The sequence below is a fragment of the Fulvivirga sp. M361 genome (genome assembly GCF_007097395.1).
Taxonomy (GTDB): domain Bacteria; phylum Bacteroidota; class Bacteroidia; order Cytophagales; family Cyclobacteriaceae; genus Fulvivirga.
Window position 1 is genome coordinate 52,585 of record NZ_VKDC01000030.1, and the last position, 18,396, is coordinate 70,980.

The window sequence follows — 18,396 nt, forward strand, 5'->3', positions numbered from 1 at the left end:
TACCTTACTGTTTGTCCTTTTTGTTCCATCAACGATGCACTAAAAACTATATGTTGCCCCTACCATAACCTGTAATTCACGTGACGGATAGTTATTGAGCAATTCGTATTGCTGACCAAAAATGTTATTAAACCTCACAAAGGTCGATATTTGAGAAGAAACAAGATACTCTGCGTTAAGGTTTACATCAAATGCTGCATCAAGATCAATGGATCGATCAGTAGCAACATCTAATGCCTGCAGTCCCCCTAAAGCATATAGCTCTCCTCCAAACAGGAACTTATCAAACAGATTATATGAAGAAATTACAGTTAGTTTATAATTGGGTTTGTGCCAGGCATTTTCAAATGCATCCGGCGTATCATAGGCAAATACGTCCCCTCTTAAACTAAGTCGAAGCTTTTCTTCAGTGTTGTAGGACAATTCACCAAACACATTAAAAACACCTGTATTGTCTTCCGCATATGCTGCAATAAATTTTTGCTCACTCACCACGTCATTAATGAAAAAGTACATGTTTTTATAGCTGGCAGCGCTTATTCCGGCACCAAATCCAAATTTACTTGTGAGTTTTCCTTCTATCCCACCGTAAAATTCGAACGTTTTATTTTGGTTATAGGCTGCAGTATTAGGTCCTAAAAATGGGTTCTCCGTGGTTAATTGCCGCAAGGTATTTTTAACTATGTCGCCACGGATGCCGGCATACACCTGGAAACTTTGGGTAAGATCATAAGAAGCCCGTGCCTCAGGGTAAAAATGTAATTCTTCAGAATCTCCCAGGGTATCGTTTTCATAAACTGCATTAAACCCGGCCTGTATCTTAAATCCTTCGTATTGGAAATGGACGGTAGGTGTTATTCTGAATATGGTCCGGGTGCCTGCCTCGATCAGATCATCTTTCTGTGTGATCAAATCCAGGTCACTGTTTAAGTTTATCGAGGTAAGATCACCTAGTTGGTACTTGCCTCTGAAATCAAATTGGACTTCACTCTCAGTTGCATCAAAGTCATCCGTCAGGTAGTCAAATTTCAACCCAGCGAAGTATTGCACTTTGGCGTCTGCATCTGTATTCTCAATAGAGGTGCTCAAGTAAAAGTTATTGAATCGTTGCTCTTCCAGAACCTGGAAAACATTGGGGTCCGGCTCAAATCCAAAGAAGTGATAACTGCGATTTCTGAAACCCAATTCCCCCCCCACAGTAAAGTCATCATGAAATAGCTTACCAAAAAGATCAAGGTCAAACCTTCCCGATCCGGAAGCTTCATCATTCACAGGACCACGCTGTGAATTTAAATAATAAAGATGAGCGCCATACATTCTTTCTTTATCTCTTTTGCTGGCCACATAACCTTCCAGGTAGGGTGTAACATAGTTACCAAATCCAGCTTTGACATAATTTCCATATATCTTGGAAAGCTTCTGGCTTTTCATTTTCAATGGACGGACCCGTACATTAAGTTCTGGTAATTTGAAATCCATGGATTGAAAAAAGTATTCCAATTTGTCTTTTTGAATGGTAGTGTTTGAAGGAGGGATTTTATCGAATTGCCGATTGGCCTTCGGCAAATTGATCTCACGATCTTTAACGATCTCGATCTCTACATCTTCAATTTCTCCGTCATTTTCCCAACCTTCCTGGGCCTTTGCAATATGAACGGTTGAAAGCAATAATACAACGATTAAAATGGAAAAAAACCTCATATATCGCTGATAGATTTTATCTATGTTAATATTATAACTCATTATTTTTCAGGAACTTCTATATCAATATCTAAAGTATCAGATTCATTTAATTCTTCTTTTCTTTCAGCAGCTTCCAATGCTTCTATTCCTCGTAATTTCTGCCTGGATTGTTCCCGGATATGTTCCAATGGAAAGTTTTCGATCACAGAATTCAGTGTGCCTTTGGCCTGAAAGAAATCTTCAAGTTTAACATAGTTATCCGCCAGTAGCAGGTAAGATTTCCCCACCCATTCCTCATATACATTAAAGTGATTGTTCAAGGCTATCAATGCTTCTATCGACTGGTGATACTTTCCTTCCAGGTAAAATATATAACCTAACAGGTACTGTGCCTCCGCCCCGAATTCATCACGTGCACTGTTCAGTGTATTGAGAAATTCATCCCTTGCCACTTCGTAGTTCCCCTGGCTAAAGGCTGACTTACCCAGAAACAATGAAGCTTTATTCTGAGAGCTTATATTTACATTGCCTCGCTCCAGGATCACTTTTGCATAATGATCTACAGAATCATATTCACTCAGTAAGTAGTACGACTCCATCAGCCCTGACCAGGCATTATATTGCTCCTTCTTTGTCGAGGCCACATCTGCCAATTGATTATAAAAGTAGATGGCATTCTCATAGCGAGCGCTTCTAAATTCTATCTCACCAATACGTCCAATGACGCGATTGAGCTGGGCAAATGTACCTGTATTCATTAGTTCATTATAATGATCAAGGGCCTTTTCAAATTCTTTAAGACGGTAGTAGGACTCGGCAATATAGTATGTCCCCTCCTCTACTTTAGCATTGTCAGGATACTGCTTTATATAATTTTTAAAGCTTTGAATGGCTTTGTTATAATCCAGGTTGAAGTACTGGTTTTTAGCAGTCTCAAATTCAACGCTTTCAAGCCCTTTGTTATCCGGGTTAGTCTTTTTGTAGCGCGTCAAATACTGATCAAATTCGTTTGATCTGCCTTGTAAGTTCAATACTTCTTGCAGTGGAAGAAGTGCTTCACCTGCCACCGAATGCGTATTGAATGCACTCAAAACCTTCTCATAGTCTGCAATAGTCTTATCATATTGTTGCAGATTGTAATAACTTGAAGCCCGGCGCATGTATCCGTACGGAACAAACCTGCTATTGGGCTTTTTAAGGATGAGCTGAGTAAACCCCATGGCAGCTTCTTGATAATTACCGCTTTCAAGGTAAAGCTGTCCTTTTTGGAACAAGGCATCATCTAAGTAACGTGACTTGGGATAATTTTTAATTAGGTAGTTATACTCATTCACTGCACTTGCTACATTTCCTTGTATACCCAGAACAGTACCGGCCTGCAAGTGCGCGTAGTCATTATCTGTTTTATTCAACCTAACTGCCTGATTGTAGTAGTTCAAGGCATTATCATAAGACTTAGATACATAGTAACAGTCTGCCAGTCTCAGCAGCGCGTCTTCGTAATATTGCTTTTCTGTTTCCCGGTTCACAGTGTTAATGTATTCCTTGAAGTTAATAAGTGCCTTATCATAAGTTTTCATATTGTAATAAGCATAACCCGCACCATATCTGGCCTTTTTATATTCTGGCAAGCCAGAAGCACCGCTATTATTTAAAACTGACCGGTAATTATCTATGGCCTGTTGGTATCGATTACCAATAGAATAAGCCTCCCCTGCCCAAAAGTTAGTCAACGCCCGGTATTGATCATCTACAGGATATTTCAAGGCCTTTCTGAACATGTCCAGGGCTTTGGCATATTCAGCTTTATTGAACAACTCCGAGCCTCGCAGGTAGGCAGCTTTTTGATAAACACGTTGCATGCTGATGTTAACATTCCTCAAACTTTCAACATGAGTTATGGCCAGGTCATAATTATTAGTTGTGAGATAAGCCTCAGAAAGCAGGTCATTCATTTCATCCGCATGCTCGTTATCAGGGTACGTTTTGATAAAGCCTATCATGGCCTCGATGGCTTCTTTTGATCTACCCAGATCATAACTCACTTTGGCATACTGATAAGAGGCTTCCTGTTTGAGTTCGGCGTTTATATCAGATTTTCGGGTAACATCAAAAGCGGTTAGGGCGTACAGTTTATTCCCATTCTTCAAATAGATAATACCCAGGTAATAAGATGCGTAAATACCTAAGCTGTCCCTGTCAGAGGCTGCACGTTTTAAGTTAGTAATCGCTTCATCAAAGTTCCCCAACCGGTAATTAGCATATCCTATGCGATAACGGATATCAGCAGAAGGATTTTTCATCTGATTATCATAGAGATCATAATATTCTGACGCCTTCTTGTAGTCGCCTTTACTTAAATAAGCATCGGCAGTAAGTAGGTAAAAATCCTTGGTATTCACTCTGTTCTTACCAGATAGTACTTTTTTGCTGTAAGCAATTAAGTCGTCATACCGTTTTTGCCGGTAATAGAGGTTAGCTAAAATTCCCGGCACTACCGTAGCGTAAGCTTCATTTTCCTGTGCCCTTTCAAGGTCTGTAACGGCTTCATCATAACGCCCCTGCTGATAGGCTATGTAACCTGCGTAGTAAGACGAGGCTGCCATATATGGGCCTTTTTTTGTTTTTAGTACGTTAAAATACCCCAATGCTTCATTAAACTTTCGCTGAGTAAAGTATGAATAACCCAGTTTATAACGCGTATCCTGACTTTCCTCTTTGGAAACCAGGGTCAGGTTCACTTTTGAAAGATATCGGATTGCTTTCTTATAGTTCTTTTGCTTGAAATAGTGTTTTCCGAGGTCATAATAAGCCAACAGTGCCTTGGGGTGTGTTTCATTACTACGAATGAAACGGTCAATCATCTTTTCTCCATCTTTATGATACAAATTCAATGCACAGAAGGCAGAATAATACTCCGCTTCCAATTGATTCACTTTAGTACCTGACAAGGAATTGTATCGTTCAAAAAGCTGACGTGCAGCAGCATAGTTGGATTTATCAAGTAGTTCCAGCCCCTTCCTATAAAGGGACTCATTATCAGTGAAATATAATGTGTTTTGTGCTTGTGCAAAATGAAAGCTCACAAAAAAAAGGACTACAAAAAGCCTTAACTTCATGTATGATATGGTTTTAAAAAGTGGTTAGTTGTTAACTCATTATTAACGAAAGATTTATCAAAAGGTGTCTATCAATGACTAAATCTTTTATGAAAGGTAAAACTAAGTAAATTTAATCAATGGCCTTTCAACGATTTAACATGGATCACTTCAATTAAAACCTTCTGGGGCTTCAAGACCATGAGGGCAAAATATACCTGATGTTAAGTTAAGTGTAAAGAGATGGTTACTTTGTAGAATTTTTTGTTGCAAGTCCACTTTATAACACTATTGCCTGCTGCTTGTTGCTGACTGTTAACTTCCGGAATAACGCAGGTACCTAAAAACACTATGCGTGATCCAATCACATACGTCATTTAATCATTGACGCGATATTAATGCAACAATCGGAAAACCAATTCTTTTAATAGTTCCCATTCCGAAGTAGATGTGTTTCCTATACCTTTTGATTTTAAGTCAGCCGACCGTAGTTGATGGATATTGTTAACCACATTGGCCAGCGAATAATATCGGAGGGCCGTGCTATAGTCTTTTACAAAATACGGGCTTACTTTAAGAGTGGAAGCCAGGTTACGCTCTGATTTATCTTTGGCATGATGTGCCATTAAAAGCTTACTAAAAAAAGAAAACAAGATAGATATGACGGGCAGTACCGGGTTTTTTTTGGGATTGGCACCAAAATGATTTAAGATCTTATTGGCTTTCACTACATCCTTAACTACAAGTGCCTTTTGCAACTCAAAAACATTGTACTCCTTACTGATACCCACATACTTTTGGACCAATTGCTCGTCAATTTGTACCGGTTCATTAAAGTTGATCAGCATTTTGTCTATCTCGTTCGACAACCTCTCCAGATCAGCGCCAATTGAATCGGCCAGCATTTGAACTGCCTTAGTCGTTGCGCTAAAGTTTTTTGACTTAAGATAGCCTTCTATCCAGGCTGGCACCTGGTTATCGTATAGCTTCTTAGTGGTGAGCGCTACTGCCTGCTTTTCTATGATTTTACCAAGGGCTTTCCGCTTATCCAGTGTTTTATTTTTATGGCAAAAGACCAGGATAGTAGATGGCACAGGGTTATTGAGATAGTCGGTTAATAGCTTTTGGCCTTGCTCTCTGTTGAGGTCTGAAATGTTTTGCGCTTCTTTAACAATTACCACTTGCTTATCTGACATCATGGGAAACCTGCGTGCATTGGTAAGCACTACATTCATGGCTACATCACGACCGTATAAAATAGTTTGGTTGAAGCCTTTTTCTGCCTCAGACAACACATTCTTTTCTATGAAATCCGCAATAAGGTCTATGTAGTAGGTTTCTTCTCCTTGCAAAAAGTAAACCGGTGCATATTTTTTACTCTTTAGGTCTGATAAAACAGCATCTGGTGTTAAGGCCATTGAATTAAACTTCTTTTACTATGAAAAAACCATCATCACCTTCCGGCTGATACAATGGCATAAAGATCATACCGTCATGCGCAGATCTTATTTCACCAGAAGTATCATGTGCCAGCAACTCTCCCTTTTTTACATGCATAAAGTTATGATATCCTGGTCTCATACGGAAAGAAGAAGCTGTTTCCAATTTATGATGGTATACAACTGAAACACGACGTGGGAGTTTCAGGTGATGATCTTTGATATATTGTGAGTATTGCGAATACTGTTCTCGTATGGCAGACGAAATCATACCTGAAGCATGCAACAACTCCCAAATACCTGAGATATGTAAACTATGAGCCTCATCAGTACCTACTGCTCCTCCTTCAAATGCAAAAGAGATAAAGCCATGATGGTGCATGTATTGAAGCAATGTACCTTCAAGATGTTTATTCAGATCTATGATCACCGGCAGTTTTAACGTTTGTACAATGGGGTTCTGACTTTCATCTTCCGGTATCACGATAAAATCTCCTTTTTCCGATGAAGTTGAATGTAAATCAACCAATAGCTTGGGGCTATGATTATCCGTAGGTAATGTATTAAAAAAATCAAGTAATTCTCTGACCTCCAGATCCTCTGCTTCCAGGTGGCCTTTATTGCTTAAAATGTCAACGATAGCATTTTCATGCCAGCATCGATTAAGGTCATAGCGAATAAAACGCTTATTTTTTGCTAATGCCTGAAGGTTACCTCGAATAGCAATAATACGTCCCCGAAAAGGAATACTGTCTAAAGCAATTGTATTAACTACATCTTTAGCCGCTTCTACCCCCGATTTTTCATTACCATGTACTCCACTTACCAGCACTACCAAGGGCCCGTCTTCGCTGCCTTCGATGTCCTCAATTATTCTATCCAATGATTACTTCGCGTTTTTGTTTAAAACCTTAAGAAGGCTTGCCGTGATCCCTAAAAAATTACCCTCTGTTATTATACCGATCAGCTTGTCGTTCTTAACCACGGGCAAACAACCAATTTTATTACCTTCCATAATACTCATAGCTTCAAAAATAGTAGATTCCGGGCTAATGGTAATCGGATTTTTGATCATTAAGTCTTTCACCGTTTTATCTTCACGACGGTCCAGTTTATACTGTTGGCTAAAAAAACGCATCAATATCCTGGATGAAAGCAATCCTACCAATTGACCTTTTTCATCTTCCACAGGAGTAAACCTGATCCTTTGCCAGTCCATAACATCTGAAACTAATTCCGGTAAATCGTCTTTGTACACGGTAAATAGATCAGTGGTCATGAATTCTTCCACAAGAATACCATGAGGATGGTATTCATACAGATCATTGATATCGGCCAACTGCCATTTGTGTACAGGCAGTCCCGATTTTTGATTTTTAAGCATAGAAGAAGTAAGCAGTACGGACATTTCTTCCTTCCCCATTTGTTTGTTTAGTTTGGCGTGTGATTTGAGCACCCAGAGCGTGCCATTCTGTTCAGCGTCAATCCTTTCTTCAATAATAGAGAGGTATTTATCAATGTCCTTTTTTTCCACCTTCCTTTTTTCCAGCCCCTCCCTAGCAATGGGTAACAGCTCTTTTCGGATCAGTTCACAAACCCCTATTTTCTTCCCATTAAACCATTTCAGTTCGCTGTGTAGTCCGCTAAAGGCAGTAGAGATATAATTAGATTTTGCATAATCGAAATCTATGAGTGAAGGTACATTGGGATAATGGTCTCCAAAACCAGACATAAGGCCCAACCAAAAGGCTGCGTTAGCCACTTCATCCAATACTGTAGGACCAGCAGGTAATACACGATTTTCAATTCTCAAATGAGGCTTACCACTTGGACTTATGCCATAGCAAGGGCGATTCCAGCGGTATACAGTGGAGTTGTGTATGGTCAAAGCCCTTAATTTGGGTGTAATCCCTTGTTCTATCAGCTCAAATACGTCCTGCTCCGGATCTGACATGAGCATAACTCTAAATCGAACAATATCCTCTTTATAAAGATCCAGGATAGAATTTTTTAACCAGCTATTTCCAAATGTAACTCTTGGACTGCGGTCACGAAGGTGCTCACTGGTAATACGTGTATCCAGTGACTGCTGAAACAATGCAATACGCGTCTCACTCCATAACCTTTTTCCAAAGAGCATGGGAGAATTGGAAGCCACTGCCAACACCGGAGCTGTAATTAATTGCGCAATATTGTATTTCTGAACAAATTCATCCGGGCTTACCTGCAAGTGTACCTGAAAGCTGGTGTTACAGGCCTCTAACATAGCCGAATCATGCTTTACGTTAAGCTCATCCATACCTTTGATGCGAAGTTCATGTATCTTGCCTCTAAGGTTTTCAATAGCTTTGATCAGGGCATAATAACGCTCCAAAGGAGTAATGTTGTCCAGCTCAAGGTCAAATTTTCGAATGGTGGGTAGAATGCCGGTAATTACAAAATCAATCCCTTTCTCATGGGCAACCTGCCTTAATTGTCCCAACAATTCATTAATTCTGTTTTCCAATTTTGAAAAGCAGTCCCCTGAAAACGGGAATGGCTCAATATTAGCCTCTACATTAAACTTGGCCAGCTCTGTAGTGAAGTTATCCGGCAAATGGTCCAGTACGTCCATCGCTAACGGGGCCGGTTTGAAGTGTTTATCTATCAGGCATATTTCCTGTTCAGCGCCCAAATGTATATTACCATTTTCAAACCACCCATTGTTGATCATAAAATCCAGTGCCTCAACATCTTTCAACAAGTGTTTGGTAAAATCATTCAATTGGGCATGGCTCGAAACGTGCCTGACATTAAGGTCTCCCATATACAAAAAGGCTAGGTTATCTTACTAAAGATAAAGAAAAAAGAGCACTCCCTTTGTTTAAACCACAACAAACATTAGTACAAATTGAAGAAAAGAATGTACTAATTACTTATTTAAGCGAGCCTTTCGATACAATGATGCAAAGACAACTCCAATCAAAGCTCCAAAGAGGTGTGATTCCCAGGACACATTGTTCCCGGCAGGTAATACACCGTAGAAAATTGACCCGTAGATAAAAAGAACTATTCCGGCAATCAATAACGAGATGAAATCCCTTCTGAAAAACCCGAAAGCTATTAAAAAGGCAGCTATAGCATAAACGATACCACTAGCTCCTATATGATAGGATGGACGAGCAAATATCCAAACGAGAATATTTGTACCAAAATAACAAGCTGCAAAGATCCTTTTAGCAATAGAGTTATAATAGTAGAACAAAGTGCCTCCAAGGAATATCAGAGGCATAGTATTGGACAGAAGGTGTTGAAAATTCCCATGTATGATGGGAGCAAAAAGTATTCCTGCCAAACCCTGTGTAGTGCGGGGATATATGCCCAGAAATTTAATATCAAATCCATACAGGAAATCTAAGGCAAATACCAACCACATAAAAAATACCAGGCGAAAAGGGATAACGGAACTACCTATTATCGTCCTATTGCTTTTGCCTGGCATACCAGTAGCTAGTTAACTTACTTTTGACGGTTCTTTGATCATATCAAGACCGATCAGTTTGGACTCTTCGTATCCCACAGCCATATACCCAAGGACCCCACCAGAAGCTTCAGCTATTTTTCGGGCTATATCACGGATGCTCGCATAAAAATCAATAGCAAAGTTTTTATCCAGTTTTGGCAATACATGGTTCAAACGTTCCAGTTCTTCAATGATTTTTGGATTGCGGTCACTGGCGTCGACAGGGTATTGTTGTATTGTAACTTTCAACTTATCTTCGAAGTCAGTACCGACTGTTTTAAAATAATCAATGAGATCCTTTCGGGCTTTTTGTTGTTTTAATTTGGATAAATTAACAGCTTGTTTAATTTCAGATTTATCAATCTCATTATCAGCACCTGCTATCAGTATTGAAACTAATATTGGAACCTTAAACATGAGCTCCCTTTCTGATTCAGTAAGATTGTCGAATTGTTCTACCATATTCTTCAGACAAAGTTTGAAATGTCAATTAGTTATAACTTCAAAATTCAAAAATATAACAAGTCGAGAATCATTTCACATAAATTAGTCTATTTTTATTAGCTTGTGAAAGTCAATTTTTAGACCATTATTTTAAATTTCATATCTTCATTTCTAAAATTTAAATAGACGCACCACATGTATGATAAAGACCCTGTAAGGATATTCATTGTTGAAGATGATCCGTCATACACTAAATTCCTGGAATATGTCCTTAGTCTAAATCCTGATTTTGAGGTATCGGTTTTCGAAACGGGTAAAGGCTGTCTCGAAAATCTATATAAAGAACCTTCTATAATAACGTTGGATTATACACTCCCGGATATGTCCGGGGAAAAGGTATTGACGGAGATTCATAAGTACAATTCAAATATGCAGGTGATCATCATATCTGCACAAGAAAAAATTGGCACAGCCGTAGAGCTTCTTAAATTGGGCGCTTATGACTATATTATTAAGGATGAAGAGACCAAAGACCGATTGCTTAATACGATCAACAATGCCAGGAGGAATCTCTCTCTTGTCAAAGAAATTGATCATTTAAAGCAGGAGATTTCTGAAAAGTATGAATTTGATAACAGTATTATTGGTAATAGTATTGCACTAAAAAAGGTTTTCTCCCTTTTAGAAAAAGCCGTCAAAACCAATATAACCGTTTCAATCACCGGCGAAACGGGTACAGGAAAAGAGCTTGTGGCCAAAGCCATCCATTATAACTCTGCTAAGAAGAAGAAACCTTTTGTAGCAGTTAACATCACTGCTATTCCTAAAGAATTAATGGAAAGCGAGCTCTTTGGACATGAAAAAGGAGCGTTTACAGGTGCCAATACCCGAAGAATAGGTAAGTTCGAAGAGGCTGAAGGTGGAAGTATCTTCCTGGATGAAATCGGAGAGATGGATCTAAGTTTACAAGCTAAACTTTTAAGAGTATTGCAGGAAAGGGAACTTACGCGTGTGGGAGGCAATGAAATAATAAAACTTGACATCCGGCTTATCGTTGCTACTCACAGGGACCTGGCCGAAGAAGTGAAAGCCGGAAATTTCAGAGAAGACTTGTACTACAGACTATTGGGTTTACCTGTACACTTGCCTCCATTACGCGATAGAGATAAGGACATTATAGTACTTGCTAAATACTTTCTCAAAGAATTTTCAAAAGACAATGACCTCCCTTCTCTGGTGTTAAGTGTAGAGGCCCAGGAGAAATTAATGACCTACCCCTTTCCAGGTAATGTGCGAGAGCTTAAGTCCATTATAGAGCTTTCAGCGGTAATGGCTAACGGACATGAGGTGCTTGCCGAAGATATTAGTTTCAACAGTGTTTCAAAAGAGACTAACTTTCTGTTCGAGGAAATGACATTGCGTGATTATACATTTAAGATCATCCGCTATTACCTGGATAAGTACGATGATAATGTGTTAAAAGTGGCTGATAAGCTGGACATTGGAAAGTCCACCATTTACAGATATTTAAAGGAAATGGAAGAAGAGGTATAATGCCAGAAAAAAACCTGTTAGACTACGTAAAGAAAGGAGCATTCTACAAAGCTGTAGTAGAAGACGGCTCAGATCTGATATTCATTGTAGATTACTTCGGTAATATTCTATACAATAACCCTTCCGTGCAAGAAACGGTTGGTCATGAGGCGGATAGTCTTCTCAACAAAAACTTCTTTGACTACATTGAGCCTACCACCCTAGCTAAACTAAAAATTGATTTTGAGGAGAGTACTACGAAGCCCTATGATGAAAGTGTTGAATTTAGATTTTTATGTAAAGACGGCACCTTTAAGTATCTTGAATTTAATTCAATCAATCTAAAACACAAGGAGAACCTGGAAGGGCTTATTCTTGACTGCAGGGATATCAGTCAACGAAAAAAAGATGCAGATGAACTATTGAGGGCTCAAAAAGCAAAAGAACAATTCCTTGCCAATATGAGCCACGAGATCAGGACCCCCATCAATGGTATTGCGGGAATGGTGAATCTCTTGTTTGAAGCAACGTCTGATCAGGACCGCCATCAGTATTTAAATGCTATAAAACATTCTACTGAAAACCTAAAAGTAATTATCAATGACATATTGGACCTTTCCGTCATTGAATCCGGAAAGTTGAAATTTGAAACCATTGGTTTCAATATAAGATATCAACTGGGAGCTGTAGTAGATACATTTACCTATCAATCTAAGGAAAGGGGGATAAACCTAAGCTATATGATCAGCCCGGAGGCAGATCATGTACTATTAGGTGACCCTGTAAGACTCAATCAAATTCTGATCAACCTGATAAGTAATGCATTAAAGTTTACACATATCGGTGAGATAAAAATCAGCGTTGATTTGTATAAAAAGGAAGACGCACGCTATTGGATAAAATTTGTGGTTAGTGACACCGGGGTTGGTATTCCTGAGGAGAAGGTAGATCATATCTTTGACAGCTTCACACAGGCAGATGAAAGTGTAACCCGGCGCTACGGAGGTACTGGCCTGGGCCTTTCCATCGTAAAGCAGTTGGTAGAACTTCAAAATGGAAGTATTGAAGTAGAGAGTAAGGAAAATGAAGGTACAAAGTTCTCTTTCATTATCCCTTTTCGTTTTGGTAGTGAAAAGGACCTGGTATATCCAAGTGGAAAATCAGCCGCGTCTAAAAACCTTATTCACTCTTTCAAGGGGTTACAAGTACTCCTGGTAGAAGATAATGATATCAACAGGCTGTATGCACTAAACATCCTCAAAAAGTGGAATTGTAGGGTGGACCAGGCAGAAAACGGCTATACAGCCCTGGAAAAGCTCAAAGCGAATGACTATGATATCATTCTCATGGATGTCCAGATGCCCATAATGGATGGATATGTTGCCACTAAAAATATTCGTAAAACGTTTCCATCACCCAAAAAAGAAATCCCGATCATAGCACTTACGGCTAATGCTGTAAAGGGAGATAATGAGAGGTGCATCGAGTTAGGTATGAATGATTATTTATCCAAACCCTTCCAGCCTGAAGACCTGTATAAGGTGCTATCCAAATTTGCAGCGGAAACCGCCAGACCTGAACAAGACAGTCAAAATGTGGTAGACCTCACCTATCTTGAAAACGTATGCAATGGAGATCAGGTGTTTATAAAAGAAATGATAGAGACCTTTATAAAAAATACCCCCATCGGGTTAAATGAAATGCAAAAGTCAATGGATATGGCTCAATGGGATGATGTGGCAAAAGTAGCACATAAGATAAAACCCTCTATTTCGTTTATGGGACTGGACAATCTAAAGCCCCTGGTGAAAAACATTGAACTGTATGGAAAAGAAAATTACAATACCGAATTGATCCCCAACCTTGTCACTACACTGTCAGATGAATGTAAAAAGGCCATTGGAGAGCTAAGAGCTATTCTGGAAAAGAAGTATCCTGAAGAGTAATTTACTTCCTGTTCATAATAGCCAGTTTGCGATACATAAGAGTTTTATCTTCTACCCCTATTACCACATAATAGACGCCGTTTATTAATTCCCTGGTTTCTATCTGATAAACATCACTGTTTTCAAAGTCTGTCGTACCTTCCAGTATTGTTACCCCACGTTGATCTATGATTTTCCAGTTATACTTGTCAGACGTAAGTTGAGGTACTTTAAAGTTCAGGAGCTCATTTGCCGGGTTAGGGTACATCGAAAGCTCTCTTACATTACGAATAATCTTATCATCAATGGAAGTAACCTGTCTTTCGTTTTTGCTGGGGGCTTTGGCTATTGTAGCACCGTACACCTCACGGGTAACTTTGTCCTGGACAAAGGCTATTATAAACAGATTATCCGGATCAAATACTTCTACGCCAATATTCCATTCTGCATTGAACTTCTGACGCGTACCTGGTGTCCATAAGGTTTCGATCGATTGGCCTTCAGCACCATAAATTAATTTTTTCAAAACATTATTATAAACAATTCCGCCGTTACGTAGCGTGTCTTCCACCACTGCTACATGAAGTACGACAGGATCCGGCAGATCAATTTGTGCTTCTAACGTAACATCCAGCCGTAATACGTCTTCGGCGCTGTTAAGCGTATCAATAGTTATAATAAACGATGGGTCCTCCAAAGAACGTCGGTCAATGTCCGATTCAAAAAGCTCAAAGGTAATACCTCTGTACTGCGACCCGTCCATAACGGTAGTAGGAGGCTGAGATACCCCATAAAATGTCACGCGTCCGGATGGATCATTCGGGTTCTGTAAATTAAAAGGGTCTGTACCTGTAAAATCCATATGATACTGGATGGTAGTAAAGTCAATTTCAGATGCTCCTACCAATTGTTCCTGGGCAAAAGTATTCAAGCGATCATTGGCATCAATGCTTGCCTGCAAGCCATTGTCTGTAAAATGTTCCAGCAAAACGGTCCTGGTTTTATTTCCTATGAACACATTATCAAATGCAAAACCATTAAAATCAGATTCTGTGGGATTATTACCATCACTTGCAAATGCTACTCTTAAGCGAACGAAATCTCGCTGATTTTCAGGTATCTCTTCCAGGCTGAAACGGGCGGAAACCCATCCATTGGTAGGTACACTCCACCCCTTATCTCCTTCATTGAAATTACCAGGATTGTCACCCGGCCTGCTTATTAAGCCTTGTGAACTATACCACTCCAAACCCTGGTCAAGATCTCCAAGATTAGTCCATACAAACCCGCCATCCGTTGAATATTGCAATACAGCACCATCAAAACCCTCTTGTGTATCTACCCATACGTCCATCGAGATCATAGGGCGCGTCAACCGGGCAATGTCAAAACACGGACCGTTGACAAACGAATCTTCATCCGGAAAGTAAGTACCTCCATTTCGTCCTGTCCACCACACATTATTTCCCGGACTTTGAATTACCGTACCATTGGGAACACTTCTTACCCAACTTGTATCACTATAAACAGATGTTCCTCCAGCCATGCTCTTAACTCCGGAAGTAGCTACCCAACCCCCATTACCTGATTCGAAATCTTCTATGTACGCATCCTGAGGTAATGGTGTTATTATGTTAAAGGGCAAAATAAAAACGGTTCGAACTACAGAATTGGTACAGCCATCATTCGTTTGTACCGTAAGTCGTACATTATAATCTCCCACTACTTCATATTGGTGAAATGGATCATCAAATATACCAGAGGTTCTTCCTCCATTAGTCCCCGGAGGAATGACATCTCCGGCATTACCTGTTATGCTTTCCCCATCACCAAATTCCCAGGTAAACGTTTCAATATTACCTATCGAACCAGGATCGGAGTTATCCCTGAATTCGGTTGCATCACCGTTACAGATAGAAGACCACCCAAAGTCTGGTATAGGCGTATCCCCTACTCTGATCGACTGGATTATTGACGACGTACAAGTCTGACCACTGGTCACTGTTAATTCAACCTCATAAATACCTGGCTGGCTATAAGTATGTACAGGGTTCTGCAAATTGCTGAACGTACCATCATCAAACTCCCATCTCCATGATACAATGGACGAACCAGATACCATGGAATTATCAAAAAATTCAATATTATCTTCAACACAGGAATTGAACACCGTCATGGCTGCTACCGGACTGGCTTGCACGATCACTTGTTTGGTTAATGTAGTGGAAACATCAAATGAATTAACAAAAGTATAAGATACATTAATAGTATCTGCTCCAAGTCCGGTTGTGTTAAACAACCAATTCCCGCTCTCATCCTGACTAACTAAACCCGACACCGGGCTACTAAACTCTGTACCTGGATTTCCTGTCCCAGCCTGAGGTGAGCCAATGAGTACAGCCATTCCTGAATTGGCGCATACAATTGGGTTATCATCCGGATCAGAAGGAGCATTTTGTATGTTATAATCAATAGATGTAACCGGGTTTACAATAACGTTTTGTGTATCAGAATTCATGCATCCATTGACATCAGTAAAAGAATAAGTGATGAAGCTCTCACCTATCACAGCAGCTGACGGTTGGAAATCCACATTGTCAAGCCCTCTATCAATCCTGGCATTGGCCAATCCTGACCCCGGACTTATTGCAAACATACCACCAGCCTGATTTCCTGATAAAACAATATCTGCAGCGGCCTCGTTGGAAGTGGCAGGTAAATTAAAGAAGGTAACAACCGGTAAAGGATTTACATCTATGGTGACCTGGTCAGAAACAACTGTACAAGGTCCGGGCCCATCCGGATCGTCACTGGTAAATGTTAACACAACAGAACTGCCAACTTCAGATGGCTGAAAATCATATTTTGCATTCGGATCATTCGAATCATTAAAGCCACCTACACCACCCGTCCAGGTCCCTTGCGAAGTTGAACCTCCTATGCTTCCCTGAAGCATAACATCACCTTCATCCTCACATACCCCCATGTCAAGGCCGGCAAAAATTGTGGCAGCCTGGTTGATCGTTATTGTGGCCTGTTGGAAGTCTGTGGTACATGGCCCGGCTATGCCGTCCGGATCACCAGTCGTCAATTGAAAAACCAGAGGCCCAAACTCGTTGCTTGCCACGATGTAATTGGCTGTAACTACGTTTCCGGTTAAACTACTTGAACTGAGCGTCCCGGTGCCTCCTGAAATCAATGACCAGGTTCCCGAAGTAGCCCCACCACCTATCACACCACGCAAACTTAATTGACCTGGCTCGCAGAAAGTAGTCCCATCATCATCCACAGATACTACAACAGGCGCCTGATTAAACGTGACTTCAATCTGATCCCTACTGATGCATCCGCCGTTGTTTTCCATCCATTCAAAAATATAGACACCAAATTGATCCACTGTGACAGTTGCATTTGGCAGCATATTATTGTCAAAACCTGCCGTACCCGGACCTGAGACCTGAGACCACATCCCCACTCCACCCACTGTACTGATAACAGCAGCAAAAGTATAGTCAAGATCACATTCGGCTGCATCTATACCTGCGTCAGCCACAGGTAATGGGTCTACATTCACTGCACGGTTAATAGCCATTCCTACACACAAAGCTGTGCCGGGAGTAATCTCGAAAATAACATTGCCGGAGTTAATGGCATCTGCAGATATTAGTTGTTGTGTTATGGTATTACCGGTTCCGACCTGCCCCAATGTTACACCTGTGATATTTGTGACTGAAACCACTTTCCAGTTAAAAAATGTTCCTGAAACACCATTGGGATTAAGTAATGTAATATCCGTAAAGTCGCCACTGCAGAGATCATAACTAGCCTGGTCTGTATCGGCATCTGGTAAGGGCTGAACATCAACACTCGCCAACTGGCCTGCAGGGGAGACCGGACAGCCGTCACTGGTCGTCACTTCAAACGTGTAACTTACCGTAACCACTCCATTCGTTGGGTTCTCTAAGATCTCTTGTAGCTGGTCGCCGTCCACAAACGTGTCACCCACCAGAACACCACCACCCGTGACAGCACCGTAGCTTACACCAGTGACAGTGATCACATGGTTGGACGTCGGACTGTTCAACGTAATGTCTGTCTGGTCACCACTGCATAAACTAGTGGTTGTATTGGTCAGCGTTAAAACAGGATTTGGGTTTACCGTCACGGCCGTGGTAAAAGGGGCCACTCCGTCATCACAGCCTGAACCATCACTCACCTCAAAGCTATACGTCAGCGTAACAGGACTGCTCGTGCTATTCGCCAATACATCGCTGATCACATCTCCATCCACAAAGGTCAATCCAACACTGCTAAAACCAGTCACTCCCGCCGTGCCACTCACACCCGTCAAACGCATCAAACTGCCCGTAACTGCACTGTTCAATGTGATCGACGTCGAGGAACCGCTGCATAAAGCAGGAACCGTATTCGTGATCGACATCGTTGGACGGGGCTGAACATCTACACTAGCCAACTGGCCTGCAGGGGAGANGAGACCGGACAGCCGTCGCTGGTTGTCACTTCAAACGTGTAACTCACCGTAACCACTCCGTTCGTGGGGTTCTCTAAGATCTCTTGTAGCTGGTCGCCGTCCACAAACGTGTCCCCCACCAGAACACCACCACCCGTGACAGCACCGTAGCTTACACCAGTAACAGTGATCACATGGTTGGACGTCGGACTGTTCAACGTAATATCTGTTTGGTCACCACTGCATAAACTAGTGGTTGTATTGGTCAGCGTTAAAACAGGATTTGGGTTCACCGTCACGG

Annotated in this window: 10 protein-coding genes; 2 read left to right on the plus strand and 8 right to left on the minus strand. The window is 40.8% G+C overall.

Annotated elements, in window-relative coordinates:
- Positions 1 to 39: 39 nt before the first annotated feature.
- The 7 genes from FNH22_RS24320 to FNH22_RS24350 form a co-directional block, all read right to left on the minus strand.
- Positions 40 to 1,743 (minus strand): hypothetical protein, encoded by a 1,704-nt coding sequence (locus tag FNH22_RS24320; RefSeq protein WP_143401105.1) that lies wholly within the window; start codon positions 1,741 to 1,743, stop codon positions 40 to 42.
- Complete coding sequence (locus FNH22_RS24325) at positions 1,743 to 4,802, minus strand: tetratricopeptide repeat protein (protein WP_143401107.1); 3,060 nt, start codon at positions 4,800 to 4,802, stop codon at positions 1,743 to 1,745. The genes FNH22_RS24320 and FNH22_RS24325 overlap by 1 nt, the downstream gene beginning before the upstream one ends.
- 374 nt (positions 4,803 to 5,176) lie before the next feature.
- Positions 5,177 to 6,199, minus strand: coding sequence for a DNA polymerase III subunit delta (gene holA / locus FNH22_RS24330; RefSeq protein WP_143401108.1), 1,023 nt, complete (start codon positions 6,197 to 6,199; stop codon positions 5,177 to 5,179).
- 4 nt (positions 6,200 to 6,203) lie between these two features.
- Positions 6,204 to 7,103, minus strand: coding sequence for a succinylglutamate desuccinylase/aspartoacylase family protein (locus FNH22_RS24335; RefSeq protein WP_143401109.1), 900 nt, complete (start codon positions 7,101 to 7,103; stop codon positions 6,204 to 6,206).
- Between the two features lie 3 nt (positions 7,104 to 7,106).
- Positions 7,107 to 9,026: a glutamate-cysteine ligase family protein gene (locus FNH22_RS24340; RefSeq protein ID WP_143401110.1), complete on the minus strand. Its 1,920-nt coding sequence runs from the start codon at positions 9,024 to 9,026 to the stop codon at positions 7,107 to 7,109.
- 105 nt (positions 9,027 to 9,131) lie between these two features.
- Complete coding sequence (locus FNH22_RS24345; protein ID WP_255518151.1) at positions 9,132 to 9,701, minus strand: rhomboid family intramembrane serine protease; 570 nt, start codon at positions 9,699 to 9,701, stop codon at positions 9,132 to 9,134.
- Between the two features lie 12 nt (positions 9,702 to 9,713).
- Positions 9,714 to 10,184: a hypothetical protein gene (locus FNH22_RS24350; RefSeq protein ID WP_143401111.1), complete on the minus strand. Its 471-nt coding sequence runs from the start codon at positions 10,182 to 10,184 to the stop codon at positions 9,714 to 9,716.
- A gap of 177 nt (positions 10,185 to 10,361) precedes the next feature.
- Between FNH22_RS24350 and FNH22_RS24355 the strand changes: the two genes are divergently transcribed.
- Both FNH22_RS24355 and FNH22_RS24360 read left to right on the plus strand, forming a co-directional pair.
- Positions 10,362 to 11,720 carry a sigma-54 dependent transcriptional regulator gene (locus FNH22_RS24355; protein WP_143401112.1) on the plus strand — a complete coding sequence of 453 codons (1,359 nt, stop codon included), beginning with the start codon at positions 10,362 to 10,364 and terminating at the stop codon, positions 11,718 to 11,720.
- Complete coding sequence (locus FNH22_RS24360; RefSeq protein WP_143401113.1) at positions 11,720 to 13,645, plus strand: ATP-binding protein; 1,926 nt, start codon at positions 11,720 to 11,722, stop codon at positions 13,643 to 13,645. Before FNH22_RS24355 ends, FNH22_RS24360 begins: the two co-directional genes overlap by 1 nt.
- Position 13,646: 1 nt before the next feature.
- Here FNH22_RS24360 and FNH22_RS24365 read toward each other — a convergent pair whose 3' ends face one another.
- Entirely contained in the window at positions 13,647 to 18,065 is a 4,419-nt protein-coding gene (locus FNH22_RS24365; RefSeq protein WP_143401114.1) for a PKD domain-containing protein, read from the minus strand.
- Between the last annotated feature and the right edge of the window lie 331 nt (positions 18,066 to 18,396).